General features: G+C 70.7%; 13 protein-coding genes. 6 read left to right on the top strand and 7 right to left on the bottom strand.

What is annotated here, in order from left to right; translation table 11 throughout:
* Window positions 1-23 precede the first annotated feature (23 nt).
* Both M8859_RS10080 and imuA' read right to left on the bottom strand, forming a co-directional pair.
* Window positions 24-1,625 (bottom strand): DNA polymerase Y family protein, encoded by a 1,602-nt coding sequence (locus tag M8859_RS10080; protein WP_195071236.1) that lies wholly within the window; start codon window positions 1,623-1,625, stop codon window positions 24-26.
* Window positions 1,626-1,734: 109 nt separating this feature from the next.
* The gene (gene imuA' / locus M8859_RS10075) at window positions 1,735-2,523 is read right to left on the bottom strand and encodes a DnaE2-dependent mutagenesis accessory factor ImuA' (protein ID WP_159923033.1); all 789 of its coding nucleotides are present in this window, start codon (window positions 2,521-2,523) and stop codon (window positions 1,735-1,737) included.
* Between the two features lie 497 nt (window positions 2,524-3,020).
* Here imuA' and M8859_RS10070 point away from each other — a divergent pair, with 497 nt between their 5' ends.
* A complete protein-coding gene (locus M8859_RS10070) occupies window positions 3,021-4,142 on the top strand; it encodes a serine/threonine-protein kinase (RefSeq protein ID WP_159923031.1) in 1,122 nt (373 codons plus the stop codon).
* Between the two features lie 69 nt (window positions 4,143-4,211).
* Here the strand turns inward: M8859_RS10070 and M8859_RS10065 are convergent, their stop codons facing one another.
* Window positions 4,212-4,847, bottom strand: coding sequence for a response regulator (locus tag M8859_RS10065; protein ID WP_159923196.1), 636 nt, complete (start codon window positions 4,845-4,847; stop codon window positions 4,212-4,214).
* A gap of 141 nt (window positions 4,848-4,988) precedes the next feature.
* Entirely contained in the window at window positions 4,989-6,317 is a 1,329-nt protein-coding gene (locus tag M8859_RS10060) for a PspC domain-containing protein (protein WP_159923029.1), read from the bottom strand.
* A gap of 171 nt (window positions 6,318-6,488) precedes the next feature.
* On the opposite strand from M8859_RS10060, the gene M8859_RS10055 reads away from it, so the two are divergent.
* The 3 genes from M8859_RS10055 (at window position 6,489) to M8859_RS10045 (ending at window position 8,596) form a co-directional block, all read left to right on the top strand.
* Complete coding sequence (locus tag M8859_RS10055) at window positions 6,489-8,165, top strand: PspC domain-containing protein (protein WP_321209717.1); 1,677 nt, start codon at window positions 6,489-6,491, stop codon at window positions 8,163-8,165.
* Window positions 8,158-8,373 (top strand): hypothetical protein, encoded by a 216-nt coding sequence (locus M8859_RS10050; RefSeq protein WP_159923025.1) that lies wholly within the window; start codon window positions 8,158-8,160, stop codon window positions 8,371-8,373. The genes M8859_RS10055 and M8859_RS10050 overlap by 8 nt, the downstream gene beginning before the upstream one ends.
* An 82-nt stretch (window positions 8,374-8,455) precedes the next feature.
* Window positions 8,456-8,596 (top strand): hypothetical protein, encoded by a 141-nt coding sequence (locus M8859_RS10045; protein ID WP_195071238.1) that lies wholly within the window; start codon window positions 8,456-8,458, stop codon window positions 8,594-8,596.
* 47 nt (window positions 8,597-8,643) lie between these two features.
* On the opposite strand, the gene guaA is transcribed toward M8859_RS10045, so the two are convergent.
* The gene (gene guaA / locus M8859_RS10040; protein WP_159923021.1) at window positions 8,644-10,218 is read right to left on the bottom strand and encodes a glutamine-hydrolyzing GMP synthase; all 1,575 of its coding nucleotides are present in this window, start codon (window positions 10,216-10,218) and stop codon (window positions 8,644-8,646) included.
* 119 nt (window positions 10,219-10,337) lie between these two features.
* On the opposite strand from guaA, the gene M8859_RS10035 reads away from it, so the two are divergent.
* Window positions 10,338-11,138, top strand: a complete 801-nt coding sequence (locus tag M8859_RS10035) for an alpha/beta fold hydrolase (RefSeq protein WP_159923019.1) — start codon at window positions 10,338-10,340, stop codon at window positions 11,136-11,138.
* A gap of 2 nt (window positions 11,139-11,140) precedes the next feature.
* On the opposite strand, the gene M8859_RS10030 is transcribed toward M8859_RS10035, so the two are convergent.
* Window positions 11,141-12,304 (bottom strand): GuaB3 family IMP dehydrogenase-related protein, encoded by a 1,164-nt coding sequence (locus M8859_RS10030; protein WP_159923017.1) that lies wholly within the window; start codon window positions 12,302-12,304, stop codon window positions 11,141-11,143.
* Between the two features lie 296 nt (window positions 12,305-12,600).
* Complete coding sequence (gene guaB / locus M8859_RS10025; protein ID WP_159923015.1) at window positions 12,601-14,145, bottom strand: IMP dehydrogenase; 1,545 nt, start codon at window positions 14,143-14,145, stop codon at window positions 12,601-12,603.
* Window positions 14,146-14,371: 226 nt separating this feature from the next.
* Here guaB and M8859_RS10020 point away from each other — a divergent pair, with 226 nt between their 5' ends.
* On the top strand, window positions 14,372-14,785 hold the full coding sequence (locus M8859_RS10020; protein WP_039795739.1) for a DUF5319 domain-containing protein: 414 nt from the start codon (window positions 14,372-14,374) through the stop codon (window positions 14,783-14,785).
* The last annotated feature ends 8 nt before the right edge of the window (window positions 14,786-14,793 follow it).

Genomic DNA, 14,793 nt, shown 5'->3' with positions numbered 1-14,793 from the left:
GCTGCCGTCCACCCACTGCGCCGTCAGTCGTAAAGCCCCTCGGCGCGCCAGGTTCGGTCGTGGTAGACCAGCAGCAGCACTCGACCGGCGTCGGGGGCGGCGTCGAGTTGGACCTGTGCGCGAGCGGTGAATTCCGCGTCGTCCGAATCGGGCGCCCACCAGCGTTCGTCCACCGGCCACGGTCCCGCCCAGGCGGTCAGCCGCCACTGTTTGCTTCCCCAGCGCAGCAGGACGGGGTCGGCGTCGAACATGGCGCGGTCGGTGACTTCGACGAGCGTGCCGTCGGCGGCTTCCAACCGCACCAGCGGACGGTTCAGCAGGATCACGGCGGGGGCGGGCTCGGGCAGCCGGCCCGGCCAGGGCTGCGCGGGGTCGGCCGCGGGGACGAGTTCGTCGCCGAGCGCGACCATGGTGATTCGTTCGGCGGGGCCGCGTCCGCCGCTGAGCACGCCGATCCGCACCGCTTCCCCGCCCAGCAGCCCCTGCACCCGGATCAGCGCGCGGCGGGCGCGCTCGTCCTCCTCCCCGGCCCCGCCCCACAACCCGAGTTGGAGCGCGCCCGCCGTGACCACCTCGACGGGTTCCAGCCGCAGCACCGTGATCGGCGCGGTGGGCCGCGCACCGTCCCGCCGGGTGAGCCAGCCGTCGAGCTGCCAGCGCACCCGATCCGCCGTGCCCTCCGGAGTGAGCGGCTCGGCGCATCGCCAGATCCGGGAGAGATGCTCTCCCGCCGCGGTTTCCGCGTGCACCGAAAGCCTGGTGCAGGCCAGCCCGGCAGCCGCGAGCGCGGCGTGCAGCCGGGTGGCGAGCAGGCGACCCGCGAATGCGGCCACGTCGACCCGCTCGATCGGCGGATCACAGCGGTACTCCACCACCAGCTCCGGCGGTGGCTGCCGCGCGGACGGCGGACGCTCCGGCTCGGCCCTGGCGCAGCGATGCGCGAGCACGGCGTCGGTCCCGAACCGGGAGGCGACCTCCGCGGCGGAAAGCGCGGCGAAGTCACCGATGCGGCGCAAACCCAAGCGGTGCAACAGATCGACGAGGTCGGCGCGTTCCGGGGCGGCCAGGCTCGGCTCGACCGCGAGTTCTCCCACCGGCAGCGGTGCGAGAAAACGCGCTCCCGCCCCCGTGGGCACGATCTCGGCGCGCCGGGCGGCGATCACCGCCGTGGACAGCTCGTCGGCGATCCCGATCTGCGCTTCCGCCCCGGCCACGGCCACGGCGTCGACCAGGCGCTCGGCCGCCGTCTCCTCGGATCCGAAGAACCGCGCCGCACCGCGCGCGCCGAGCACGAGCAACCCGGGGCGCAGCACTTCCACGCCGGGCATCGCCGCGGCCACGGCCGCGACCACCGGTTCGAACAGTCGCGCGTCCCGATCCTGATCCTGCTGGGTGAGGAACAGGTCGGGGCATCGTGCTTGCGCCTCTCTGCGCTTCAAGCCGCGGCGCACGCCTTCGGCTCGCGCGATCGCCGAACACGCCACCACCCGGTTGGCGAACAACACCGCCACCGGCCGCGTGGCGGACAGTCCCGCTGTCGCCGCCGCGGCGACCGCGGGCCAGTCCGGGCACCACACAGCGAGCACCCGCTTCGACCCAGGCCGGATCACGGCGCCGCGCTGCATTCGTCCCCTGCCGCTCGCGGTCCACGACGACCGGCGAGTCCTCGATGACGCACGAGCTCGGCGAAGGCGCTCGAAGCATCGGGCCGGCGTTCGAGATCCTCCGCCGCGTTCACGAGACCGCTTCCGCTGTCTCGATGGCTTCGACGGTCCGGGCCGCCTTCTCGCGCAGCACCCATTCCACGCGCCCCGCCTTCGGGCACAGATCCAGCCGTCCGCGCCGCGGCGGTCCCGACTTGCCCCGCACCTCGACCGTCAAGCCGAGCGAGCGCAAGCGTCCGCGCCCGCGGCCGAGACCGGCATAACCCGCGATGCGGGCGTCGAGCCGGAGGGACGCGCCGGGCCAGCGGCCGTCGGCGACCACGAGGGTGGCGCCTTTGCTGCGGGCGCGGGCGGCGAGCACCCGGCTGCGGGCGGGCGCGACGGCGCCGCCGCCGAGCCCGAGCACGACCAGATCGAGCCCGTCGAGCAATACCGCGGCAACCTCCACCGGGTCCGGGCCGGGATCGGCGATCACGGCCAGCCGCCGCAACTGCGCCCCCATCTCCACCGCGGCGAGCAGACCGAGCCGGGGCATACCCACGACAGCGGCATGCCCTCCATCCGCCGTCACGGCGGCGAGCAAACCGGCCAGCAGCGAACTCGCCCCCGTGTACGCCACGACAGAACCCTTGGCCAAGCCACCATCGGGCAACAGCGGAGCGAGCGCTGCGGGCACCGGCAATGCCGCTCCGCTCGATCCGGCGCCGAGCGGAGCCCGCTGCGCCGCCGCTTCCCCGCGCCCCGGCACCGCGGCCATGCGTCTGCGCAGATCGGCTAACGAGGGGGCGCCCTCCCGCCCACCACCGCGCGGCAGCGCGCCCCGATTCACCCCTCCCTGCGATATCGCATCCGAACCCATCACAACCACCTACTTCCCACGATGGACCCGAGGCGAAGCATGCGGAGCGGCCCTCGCGATTCGAGCGGCAGCACCGATCCAGCTATCGATCGATATCGAATATACGTTCGATACGGACTCAGTAGAAACCGACCCCCAGGTTTCGTCAAGGGCTGGGCAGGTTCGTGTCGTGGCAACGGGCGCGCGACACCGGCATCGAACGGAAACGGCCCCGGTCCGCTCGACTGGGCACCAGCACGCGGAGCCGACGCCGTGCCGCAGCTCGTCCCCAGCCGACGACGATGCCGGGTGACGTGATTCTCGATGCGACCGATGGGGGGCGAACCCGGCGTGATCCCGGCTACCCCAGCCCGGCCTCGGTTCATCGGTATGGTGTGGGAGAGGCATTCGAACCGAGGGTCCGACCGGCGGGCGCCGCGTACGGCCGTGCCCTCTGTCTTTCCCATGCGCGAAGCCGAATGAGGCCAGCTAGCCCCATTTTCCGCTACCCTCGCACCGTGACCGAACGCGCTCGTCCCACTGTCGGCCCTCAATACCTCGTCGCGGGCCGTTACCGCCTCCAATCGAAGGTGGGCGGCGGCGGCATGGGCGCGGTCTGGTTGGCGCACGACCGGCTGCTCGACCGGGACGTCGCGATCAAGCAGGTTCTCACCACGGCCGGACTCGACGAGGAAGAAGCCGAAGCGGTCCGCAACCAGATCATGCACGAGGGCCGGGTCGCCGCGAAGCTCTCGCACGACCACGCGATCGCCGTGTACGACGTGGTGCTCGAGGCCGGTGAGCCCTGGCTGGTGATGGAGCACCTACCCTCGCGCAGCGTCGCGAAGGCGCTCGCGCTGGTCGACACGCTGCCGCCGATCGAGGTCGCGCAGATCGGCGCCCAGGTCGCCGACGCGCTGGCCGCCGCGCACGCCGTCGGCATCGTGCACCGGGATATCAAACCGGGCAACATCCTTGTCGCCGATCGCGGGCCCGGCGTGGGTATGGCGAAGCTCAGCGACTTCGGCATCTCCCGCGGCGCGGGCGATCTGTCCGACGAACCGGACGGCGTGATCACCGGCACCCCCTCCTACCTGCCCCCCGAGGTGGCGCGCGGAGCGCAGCCGACGAAAGCCAGCGACGTGTTCTCCCTGGGCGCCACGCTCTACACCGCGATCGAAGGGCAGCCGCCGTACGGTTTCGACGAGGACAGCGACGTCATCGTGCACCGCGCCGCCATGGCGCAGATCATCCCGCCGACCCGCAGCGGCGTGCTCACCCAGGCGCTGCTGCACATGATGGAGCCCGCGCCCCAGCGCCGCCCGACCATGGCCGAGGCGCGGGACGAGATCCTCACCGCCGCTTTCGGTCCCGGCACCGGGCCGTACATTCTCGGCGCGCCCGTCCGCACCGAGGACGGGACCATTCCGCCTTGGGCCGCACGTAATTCGGCGTCGGGGATCCGCAGCCCCCACTCCACGCCGCTTCCCCGTCCGCACCGCAATCCCGCCGGGGCGACCGCGGCCGCGGCCCCTCAGCGCGCCAGGGATCCCCAGCCGGCCAACGCCCCGCTGGCCATCGCCGTCGGCCTCCTGATCGGCCTGGTCATCATCATCGCGATCATCGTCGCCGTCCTCTGAGGCCCGCCCGAGGCCTGCCTCGCATCCGGCCCGCCGGATACGAAGAGCCGCAACGGCATCGGGTGCGGGTCAGTCGATGCGGCGGCGGTGGGCCCAGCGAGTCAGGGCGTTGCGATTGGACTGCTGGGTTTTGCGCAGCACGTTGGAGGCGTGGGTTTCCACGGTCTTGACGGAGATGAAGAGGGATTCGGCGATCTCGCGGTAGGTGTAGCCGCGGGCGAGCAGGCGCAGCACCTCCAGCTCGCGCGGGGTCAGCGAGTCGAGTTCGGGGTCCAGCGGTGGTTCGGGCACCGGAGACTTCCCGGTGAACGAGTCCAGGACGAAGCCGGCCAGGCGTGGACTGAAGACCGCGTCGCCACCGGCCACCCGGCGGATGCCGTCGGCCAGTTCGGATCCCGAAATCGTCTTGGTCACATACCCTCTGGCCCCGGCACGGATCACCGCGATCACGTCCTCGGCCGCGTCGGACACGCTCAGCGCCAGGCACACCGGCCCGGGCTCGATACCGGCCAGCACCGCGACCCCGCCGCCGTCGGGCATGTGCACGTCGAGCAGGACGACGTCCGGGCGCTCGGCATTGATTCCGGCCACCGCCTCCGCCACCCCGCCGGCCTCTCCGACCACCTCCATGTCCGCCTCCCGGCTCAATTCGGCACGCACACCCGACCGAAAAACGGCGTGATCATCCACGAGAAAGACCCGCACGGTCACCTACTTCTCCTAACCGACCCTTGACCCCCCACCCGTACCACACCCATCCCCCCACGCGCTCCTCGCGGACCACGCCGGGTCCACGCCCACTCCGCGCACCCGCGAAAAACCACCGTGGCCGCGAGAAACGGACGGCTAGCGCGCGGTGCCGGCGGCTCGAGCCGGTTCCTCGTCCGGCGCGGGGCAGCCGGAGTCGGTACGCGGCATGCTGATCCTGACCTCGGTGCCGCGGCCGGGCGCCGACCGGATCTCCACCTGCCCGCCGCGGCGCTCGATCCGTCCGCGGATGGATTTGGCCAGGCCCCGGCGGTCTTCCGGCACGGAAGCGAGGTCGAAGCCCACGCCGCGGTCCCGGACGAAGACGCTCACCTGGTGCGGCTCGGCCTCGGCGAACAGGTCGATCTCCGGAACGCCCGCGTGCTTCGCGGCATTGACCAGCGCTTCCCTGCTCGCGCCGAGCAGGGCGGTGAAGTGTTCCTTCGGCAGACCCGCCCCGGAGCCGTCGATGTCCATGGACACGTCGCCGACGGTCACCGGCGTCACCTTCACGCCGTGCTGGTCCTCCACCTCGCCCGCGATGGTCCGCAGGGCCGCGGCCAGGCTCGACTGCGCCGGACCGGAATCCTCGAACAACCATTTCCGCAGTTCCCGCTCCTGGCTGCGTGCCAGCCGCAGCACCTCCTGCGGGTCGTCGGCTTGGCGCTGGATGAGCGCGAGCGTCTGGAGCACCGAATCGTGCAGGTGCGAGGCGATCTCCTCGCGTTCCTCGTTGCGGATGCGGGCGGCGCGCTCGGTGTTCAGCGCGCGCATCATGCGCAGCCACAGCGGGACCGTCAGCAGTCCCGCGCCTACCAGCGTGACCGCCACCGCGAGCAGCGCCGAGCCGAGCGAACTCAGATCGATCCGCGCCAGCACCACCACGCCGAGACCGGCCACGATCAACGTCGCTCCGGCGACGATGCGCGACCAGGTCACCACCGACGGCCGCGCGGGCAGACCGAGCAGCGAACGGGGCCCGTCGACGTCGTACTCCCGCCACACCAGCGCCGCGCCGACCGCGACCACGATGATCGGCGCGATCACCTTCGCCGCCGTCCCGCTGAACACCCACGACACGGCGACCGCGAGCCCGAGCCCGAGCATCGCGAGACCGATGGCCTGCCGCCGCTCCGCACCGGAGGGTTTCACCTGGTCCGAGCCGCCGGACGTGAAGATCCACAACAGCCCGTACGCGGCGATGCCCGCCCCGGCAAGGGCGGACAGCAGCACGAACGCCATCCGCACCTTGAACACGTCGACGCCCAGATGGTCGGCCACACCGCCCGCCACCCCGCCGACGACCCGGCCGCCCGATCGGCGGACCATCCGCACCTGCGGCGGCCCGGGGATCGGCGCGGGCGCGGGTCCCAGCCCACGGGCAGCGTCGAACCCCCGAGTGTCGAACGCGGGAACAGACGGGTACATGTCTTCGATACTGGCACGATTCCGCGGCCACCAGCATGGGGATTCACCCTGATCTTGCCGGCTGCACAGCCGAATGATTGCTCCAGCGGTCGATCGGTCCAAAGTGTTCAGGCTGATTTTCAGGGTTCCCCCCGATGCGCCGATACGCGGCTCGGGCACACCATGAAATACATGACGAAAACGAACTTCGGCGACCAGGTCCAGCAGATATGGCAGACCCGGCCGGTCCGGTTGCCGCGGCAGGGACCGGTCGCGGGCGTGGCGGCGGGGTTCGCGCGGCGCTACGAGATCGACCCGGTGCTGGTTCGCGTCGCGTTCGTGGTGTCGACGATATTCGGCGGCGCGGGCATCGTGCTCTACCTGCTGGCCTGGCTGCTGCTGAGCGCGTCGGGCGACCAGGCATCGGCGGCGGAGTCGCTGGTCGGCAAGGGCCACAGCTCGCAATCGCAGACCAAGACCATCGTGCTGATCGTGGCGCTGGCCATCGCGGTCAGCACGATGGGCCCGGTCGGCGTCGGTCTCGGCGGATCGGGCCTGATCAGCCTCGCCCTGATGCTGGCGGGCTGGTGGATGCTGCACCTGCGCACGCCCAACCCGCCGCCCGGAACCACGGAAGTGTTCGGCGGATTCGCCCCGGACAGTGGACTCACCGCCACCGGCTACCCAGGCGCGGTCTTCCCGCCGGGAGCCACCCGGACCGTCGGAGATTTCTATATGCCGCCGACCACCATGTACACGCCGTACACCAAGCTGCCGGATTCCTACGTCCCCGAGACGCCGGTTCGAGTCGCGGAGGATGCCCGCACGGTGCCGCTGGACAAGCCCGCCCCCGGCCAGCAGGGCGAACCCACGACCGTAGCGCTGGACAAGGCGGCGGCGCCGTCGGGCGAGTCCGGATCGACTCCGCCCGACGAAGGCGGAACCGCATCGAATGCGCCCGTCGACAGCCGAGTAGCTTCGATCGGCGACAAGGCCGAATCCGGCAACGGCGACGAGGCAGGACGGCACCCGTCCGGCAGCGTCCACGCGGGACCGGCCACGTCCATCGAGAAGACCTCACCGGCCGACCACACCGTCTCGTTCGGTAAAGACGGCGCCGGCACCTCGACGCACGGGAGTCGGCCTACTTCGGCCACGAACCGGCCCGCAGCCGTCCACCCCGCGATCATCGGCGGCCAGACCCCGCCGTCGTGGGATCCGCTGGGCGTCGCTCCCCTCGCTTGGGACCTCCCGGAACCCGCGCCTGTCCGCACCGTCGTCGCGCCGCCACCGAAACGCCCCCGCTCCCGCCTGACTCCGGTGGTGCTCGGCCTGGCCATCCTGGCGGCAGCAGGTGCGGGCGCGGCAGCGGCCTCCGGCGTGGAGTGGATGACTCCCGGCCGGATCGGTGCGGCGGCGCTGGCGGTGATCGGTCTCGGACTGGTGCTCGGCGCGTTCCTGCGGCGCGGGTACGGCTTGCTGGTACTCACCGCGCCGCTGGCCGGGTTCGTGCTGCTGGCCTCCGCGGTCGGCCCGATCGAGTTCGACCAGAGCGCGATGGGTGAGCACACCTGGGCGCCCGCCTCCCTCGCCGAGTTGGCCTCGAACTACAAAGTGACCATGGGCTCCGGCACGCTGGACCTGCGTTCGGTGAAGCTGACCGAGAGCCGCACCGTGGACCTCGATGTGCGGATGGGCGAAGCCCGCGTGCTGCTGCCCGCGGACATGACCGTCCGCACGCGCTGCGCGGTGTCCATGGCCGAGGCCGTCTGCGCCGAAGGCATCAGCGGTCCGAACGCCCCCGGTGCGCCGGTGCTCGATCTGAACGTCGACGTCCGCGCCGGAAACGTGGAGGTGCAGCGTGGCTGAGACCGAGAAGAAAAACACGACCGAATCCCGCGGCCCCGCGGCCTCACTGCTCATCGCGGGCCTGCTGTCCCTCGCGGTCAGCGTGTGGGCTTTCGCCGGACCCGCGTCCTGGCCGGCGGCCAGCATGATCCCGATCGGCTGGATCGTCGTGCTCGCCGCGATCGTCATCGGCATCGCGCTGGTGATCTCCCCGCGCAAACGACCGTGATCATGCCGAACGGCCCGTCGATACCGACGGGCCGTTCTCTTCTCGCACACTCCCCCTTCGTCGTCCGACAGGAGAATCCCGCGTGAATTCCGATGAACCCGATGACCGGGCTCCCTCCCCCGCGGGAATCACACCGCCGGATCCCCGCCCGCACCGCGTCACCACCCATGGCACGCTCCTCGGGCACCTGATCCTGCACAGCACCTTCCAGCGCCCCCGCTGAATTCGCACACTTACCCGCGCGGAGCCGACGTCAAGGCAGCCGGAGGATCACTCCCACTCGATGGTGCCCGGCGGCTTGCTGGTCACGTCCAGGACCACGCGGTTGACCTCCGCCACCTCGTTGGTGATGCGGGTGGAGATGCGTTCGAGCACCTCGTAGGGCAGCCGGGTCCAGTCGGCGGTCATGGCGTCCTCGCTGGAGACCGGGCGCAGCACGATCGGGTGGCCGTAGGTGCGGCCGTCGCCCTGGACGCCGACGCTGCGGACCTCCGCGAGCAGCACGACGGGGCACTGCCAGATCTGCCGGTCCAGACCGGCCGCGGTCAACTCCTCGCGGGCGATGGCGTCGGCCTGGCGCAGCGTCTCCAGCCGGTCCGCGGTGACATCGCCGACGATCCGGATGGCGAGACCGGGACCCGGGAAGGGTTGCCGGGCGACGATCTCCTCCGGCAGACCGAGTTCGCGGCCCACCGCGCGGACCTCGTCCTTGAACAGCAATCGCAGCGGTTCGACGAGTTCGAACTCCAGGTCGTCGGGCAGACCGCCGACGTTGTGATGGCTCTTGATGTTCGCGGTGCCGCTGCCGCCGCCGGACTCCACGACGTCCGGGTAGAGCGTGCCCTGCACCAGGAACTCGACCTTCGGCGTCACACCGTCGGCCGCGCCGTGCTCGAGCACAACCTCGCCCACCGCGTCCTCGAAGGACCGGATGAATTCCCGGCCGATGATCTTGCGCTTCTCCTCCGGATCCGTCACCCCCTTCAACTCGCCGAGGAACTTGTCCACCGCGTCGACGGTCACCAGCTTGGCCCCGGTCGCGGCGACGAAATCCTGCTGCACCTGCTCGCGCTCGCCCGCCCGCAGCAGGCCGTGGTCGACGAACACACAGGTCAGCCGGTCGCCGATGGCGCGCTGCACCAGTGCGGCGGCGACGGCGCTGTCCACCCCACCGGACAACCCGCAGATCGCGTGCCCGTCACCGATCTGCTCGCGCACCGAGGCGACCAGCGAATCGGCGATGTTCGCCGGGGTCCAGGTGGAGGGAATGCCGGCGAGCTCGTGCAGGAACCGGCTCAGCACCTGCTGCCCGTGCGGCGAATGCAGCACCTCCGGGTGGTACTGCACACCGGCCAGGCGGCGCGCGCGGTCCTCGAAGGCGGCGACCGGAGCGCCCGCGGTGGTGCCGGTGACCTCGAAGCCCTCCGGCGCGTCGGTGACCGCGTCGCCGTGGCTCATCCACACCGGCTGAATGGTGGGCAGGCCGCCGTGCAGCAAACCGCCGTCGATATTGAGCTCGGTGCGCCCGTACTCACGCGTCCCGGTATGCGAGACCGTGCCGCCCAGCGCCTGAGCCATCGCCTGGAAGCCGTAGCAGATGCCGAAGACCGGCAGCCCCAGATCGAACAACCGCGGATCCAGCTGTGGCGCGCCCTCGGCGTACACGCTGGCCGGGCCGCCGGAGAGGATCACAGCGAGCGGCTGCTTCGCGGCGATCTCCTCCACCGTCGCGGTGTGCGGAACCACCTCGGAGAACACGCTCGACTCGCGCACCCGCCGTGCGATCAGTTGGGCGTACTGTGCTCCGAAGTCGACGACGAGGACCGGTCTCTGGGTTTGTGCCACCCAACCAGTTTAGTGAGCCTCGAAACGAGCGAATCATCGGCACAGCAGCCTGTGCAGGGGGCGAGCCGGGCCGCCCGAATCGTCACGCGCGGCCCGGCTCGCTGGTTATCCTTCTGCTCGTGCCCTTCGCCCGCGCGATCGATGCCGACATCCATTACGAGGACAGCGGCGGGGACGGCCCGGTGGTACTGCTGGCGCACGAGTTCTTGATGGACCGCACCATGTTCGCCGCCCAAATGGCCGCGCTCGCACCAGAGTTCCGGATCGTGTCCTGGGATGCCCGCGGCCATGGCCGCACCAGGGACGAGGGCCTACCCTTCACCTATTGGACCGCGGCCAGGGACGCGCTCACCATCCTCGATCATCTCGGCGCCGAGCAGGCCGTCATCGGGGGAACCGCGCAGGGCGGTTTCACCGCGCTGCGCACCGCGTTGATCGCCCCGGAACGCGTCTCCGGACTGATCCTGATCAGCACCGAAGCGCACGCCCCCACCCCTGAACAGTCCAGCGCCACCCAGAAGTTCCTCGAAGAGTGGTATGACGACGGCTCCCGCGAGCGCGCCGTGCACCAGCTGGCTTCCTGGCTGATCGGCGACGACGAGTGGTACCGCACGATCTGGACCCAGCGCTGGCTGGTGCGCGACCGCCGCGGCATCGAGGTCGCGGCGGGCTGCCTGCTCAGCCGGGATTCGGTGCTGGACCGGCTCCGCGAAATCGACTGTCCCGCATTGGTGATCCATCCCACCGACAGCGGCATGGACCGCAAGCGCGCCCGAGAACTGGCCAACGGCTTGTCCGGCGCCACGTTCATCGAGATCGCGGACGCGCGACTCGCGGTGACGATGACCCACGCGGAGCCGGTGAATCACGCCATCCAGCAGTTCCTGCGCGCCAGGACCAAGCCGGCCCGGGCACGGTGAACTCACGCACGGACGCTGAGACCCACCTTCTGGAATTCCTTCAGATCCGAGTAACCGGCCTTGGCCATCGAACGCCGCAGTCCGCCGACGAGGTTCAGCGAGCCGAACGGATCGTCCGACGGACCGAAGAGCACCCGCTCCAGGCTGGGACGCACGGGATCGCCGACCGGCTCGCCACCCAGATCCCACGGATCGTCGACGTGCAGCATCGACCCGCGCGGCACGGACGGGTGCGCGGCCGCCGACGGCCAGTACCAGCCGCGGCCGGGCGCCTCCGCGGCCAGGGCGAGCGGGACCCCGAGCACGGCGGCGTCCGCGCCACACGCGATCGCCTTGGCCAGCTGACCCGAGGTGGCGATGTCGCCGTCCGCGATGACGTGCACGTAGCGGCCACCGGTCTCGTCCAGGTAGTCGCGGCGCGCCGCGGCGGCGTCCGCGATCGCGGTGGCCATCGGCACACCGATGCCGAGCACCTCGCCGGTGGTGGTCGCGCCCGGGTAGGAGCCATAGCCGACGATCACGCCCGCCGCACCGGTGCGCATCAGGTGCAGCGCGGTGCGATGATCGCTCACGCCACCCGCGACCACGGGCACGTCCAGTTCGGCGATGAAGGTCTTCAGGTTCAGCGGCTCACCGTCGCCGACGTGCTCGGCGGAGATGATCGTGCCGTGCACCACGAGCAGGTCGATGCCCGCCTGCAGCAGTGCCGGGGTGAGCGTGCGCGCGTTCTGCGGGCTCACCCGCACCGCCACGGTGACACCCGCGGCGCGGACCTGCGCGACCGCGGCGGCGAGCAGATCCGGCTGCATCGGCGCGGCGTGCAGCTCCTGCAGCAACGCCACGGCGCGCTCGTAGCCGCCCTTGCCGACCAGTTCGAGCAACTGGTCGATCTTCGCGCCGACATCCGCGTGCCGCGCCCACAGGCCCTCGCCGTTGATCACGCCGAGGCCGCCGAGGCGGCCGAGCTCGACGGCGAACTCCGGCGATACCAGCGCGTCGGTGGGATGCGCGAGAAACGGGATCTCGAAGCGGTAGGCGTCCAGCTGCCAGGACAGCGAGACCTGCTTCGACGAGCGGGTCCGGCGCGAGGGGACGATGTCGACGTCGTCCAGCTCGTAGGTACGCCGGGCGGTCCGGCCCATGCCGATCTCCACCATGTCGCGCACGCGAAATCTCCTTGTCTGATGTGCAGCGCCCGCGGCGCTGCGTATTCGGGCCCGTTGGCGGCTCGTTGTCCGAGCGGGCGAGGCTCGCGCCTCCGGCGCATGCGCTTCGCCCACTCGGACAACGAGCCAGGCCGCGAACGGCGCTCGTAGGACTCGCGCCTCCAGTGGTTACTTGTGGGGGCAGGTGGGCAGCACGAATGAACCGCCAACTACCGCGCAGGTTGCTCACCGCCACAGCCGGTGGGCAAGCTCAATCATGCACGGACCGGTTGGTCCTGTACATGAACGTAGCCGGACTAGCCCCGTCCGGTGTAGTTAGGGGCCTCGACGGTCATGGTGATGTCGTGCGGGTGGCTCTCCTTGAGGCCCGCCGCGGTGATCTGCACGAACTGAGCCTCCTGCAGATGCGCGATCGATTGCGAGCCGGTGTAGCCCATGGCGGCGCGCAGGCCGCCGACCAACTGGTGGATCACCTGGTTGACCGGGCCGCGGAACGGCACCCTGCCCTCGATGCCCTCGGGGACCAGCTTGTCCTCGGCCAGCACGTCGTCCTGGAAGTAGCGGTCCTTGGAGAACGACTTGGCCTGGCCGCGGCCCTGCATGGCGCCCAGCGAGCCCATGCCCCGGTAGCTCTTGAACTGTTTGCCGCCGACCAGGATCAACTCGCCCGGCGACTCGGCGGTGCCCGCGAGCAACGAGCCGAGCATCACCGTGGACGCGCCCGCCGCGATGGCCTTGGCGATGTCGCCGGAGAACTGGATGCCGCCGTCGGCGATCACCGGGACGCCCGCGGGCTTGCACGCGGCGACCGCCTCCAGGATCGCGGTGATCTGCGGCGCGCCGACGCCCGCGACGACGCGGGTGGTGCAGATGGAACCGGGACCGACGCCCACCTTGACCGCGTCCGCGCCCGCTTCGACCAGGGCTGCCGCGCCCGCGCGGGTGGCGACGTTGCCGCCGACCACCTGGATGCGGTCGCCGACCTCGGTCTTGACCTTGGTCACCATCTGCAGCACCTGCGCTTGATGACCGTGCGCGGTGTCCACCACGAGCACGTCGACGCCCGCGTCGGCGAGCGTCATGGCGCGCGACCAGGCGTCCTCGCCCACGCCGACCGCGGCGCCGACCAGCAGGCGGCCGTCACGGTCCTTGGTGGCGTTGGGGTACTGGTCGGTCTTGACGAAGTCCTTGACGGTGATCAGGCCGCGCAGGCGCCCGTTGCCGTCGACGATCGGCAGCTTCTCCACCTTGTGCCTGCGCAGCAGCCCGAGCGCCGCCTCGGCGGTCACGCCCTCCTGCGCGGTGATCAAAGGAGCCTTGGTCATCACGTCGGCGACGCGGCGGTTCTGATCCACCTCGAAACGCATGTCGCGATTGGTGATGATGCCCACAAGCGCACCGGTCTCGTCCACCACCGGAAGTCCGGAGATACGGAACCTGGCGCACATGGCGTCGACCTCGGCGAGGGTGTCGGTCGGACGGCAGGTCACCGGGTCGGTGACCATGCCCGCCTCGGACCGCTTGACCGTCTCCACCTGCGAAGCCTGGTCGGCCGCCGAGAGGTTGCGGTGCAACACGCCCATGCCGCCCGCGCGGGCCATGGCGATCGCCATCCGCGCTTCGGTCACCGTGTCCATGGCCGAGCTGACCAGCGGGGTGCGCAGACGGATCTCCCTGGTCAGCACACTGGAGGTCTCCACAGAGCTGGGGATGAGATCCGAGGCGGCAGGCAGCAACAGCACATCGTCGAATGTGAGGCCGAGCATGGCGATCTTGTTCGGATCGTCGCCACCCGTAGGAGGGCGGACTGCGCTTCGTTCGCCCGTTACGGGATTACTCATTCGGATCGACCCCTCCTGGACGTCGATAGCGACCGGCGCCGGTGCGACCGGCGCCGTGACGGCTGATGGGATGGACGTTGCGTTCGGCGGCGGTGATGTCGGGACCCGCCGTAGCCTGTGCTCCATGGTATCTGTCCGGTGAACTCGCCGACGAAGTGAGCCCACCCCCGAAACTGGCGGGCCGCATCGCTGGCGCAGACCACCCTGTTCTGCGTACCGTGGGGATGTGCGTGACCATCTACCACCTGGCTTGCCGCCGGATCCGTTCGCCGGAGACCCCTCCGACCCGTCCGCCGCGCTCGACGCCATCGAGCCCGGCGAACCGCTGGATCCCCACGAGCGCCTTGCGGTCGAGGAGGATCTCGCCGACCTCGCGGTCTACGAGGCGCTGCTGGCTCACCGCGGGATCCGCGGACTCGTGGTCAGCTGCGAAGACTGTAGGCAGGACCATTACCACGACTGGGACATGTTGCGCGCCAACCTGCTCCAGTTGCTGGTCGACGGCACGGTCCGCCCGCACGAGCCCGCCTACGACCCGACGCCGGAAGCGTACGTCACCTGGGACTACTGCCGTGGCTACGCGGACGCCTCGATGAACGAGGCTTTCCACGGCGACGGGTTCGACGGATTCGACGGCTGACCGGCCCG

This window comes from Nocardia sputi (assembly GCF_023501985.1).
Note: the sequence above shows the minus strand (reverse complement) of the source record. Positions and strands in the feature narration are given on the sequence as shown.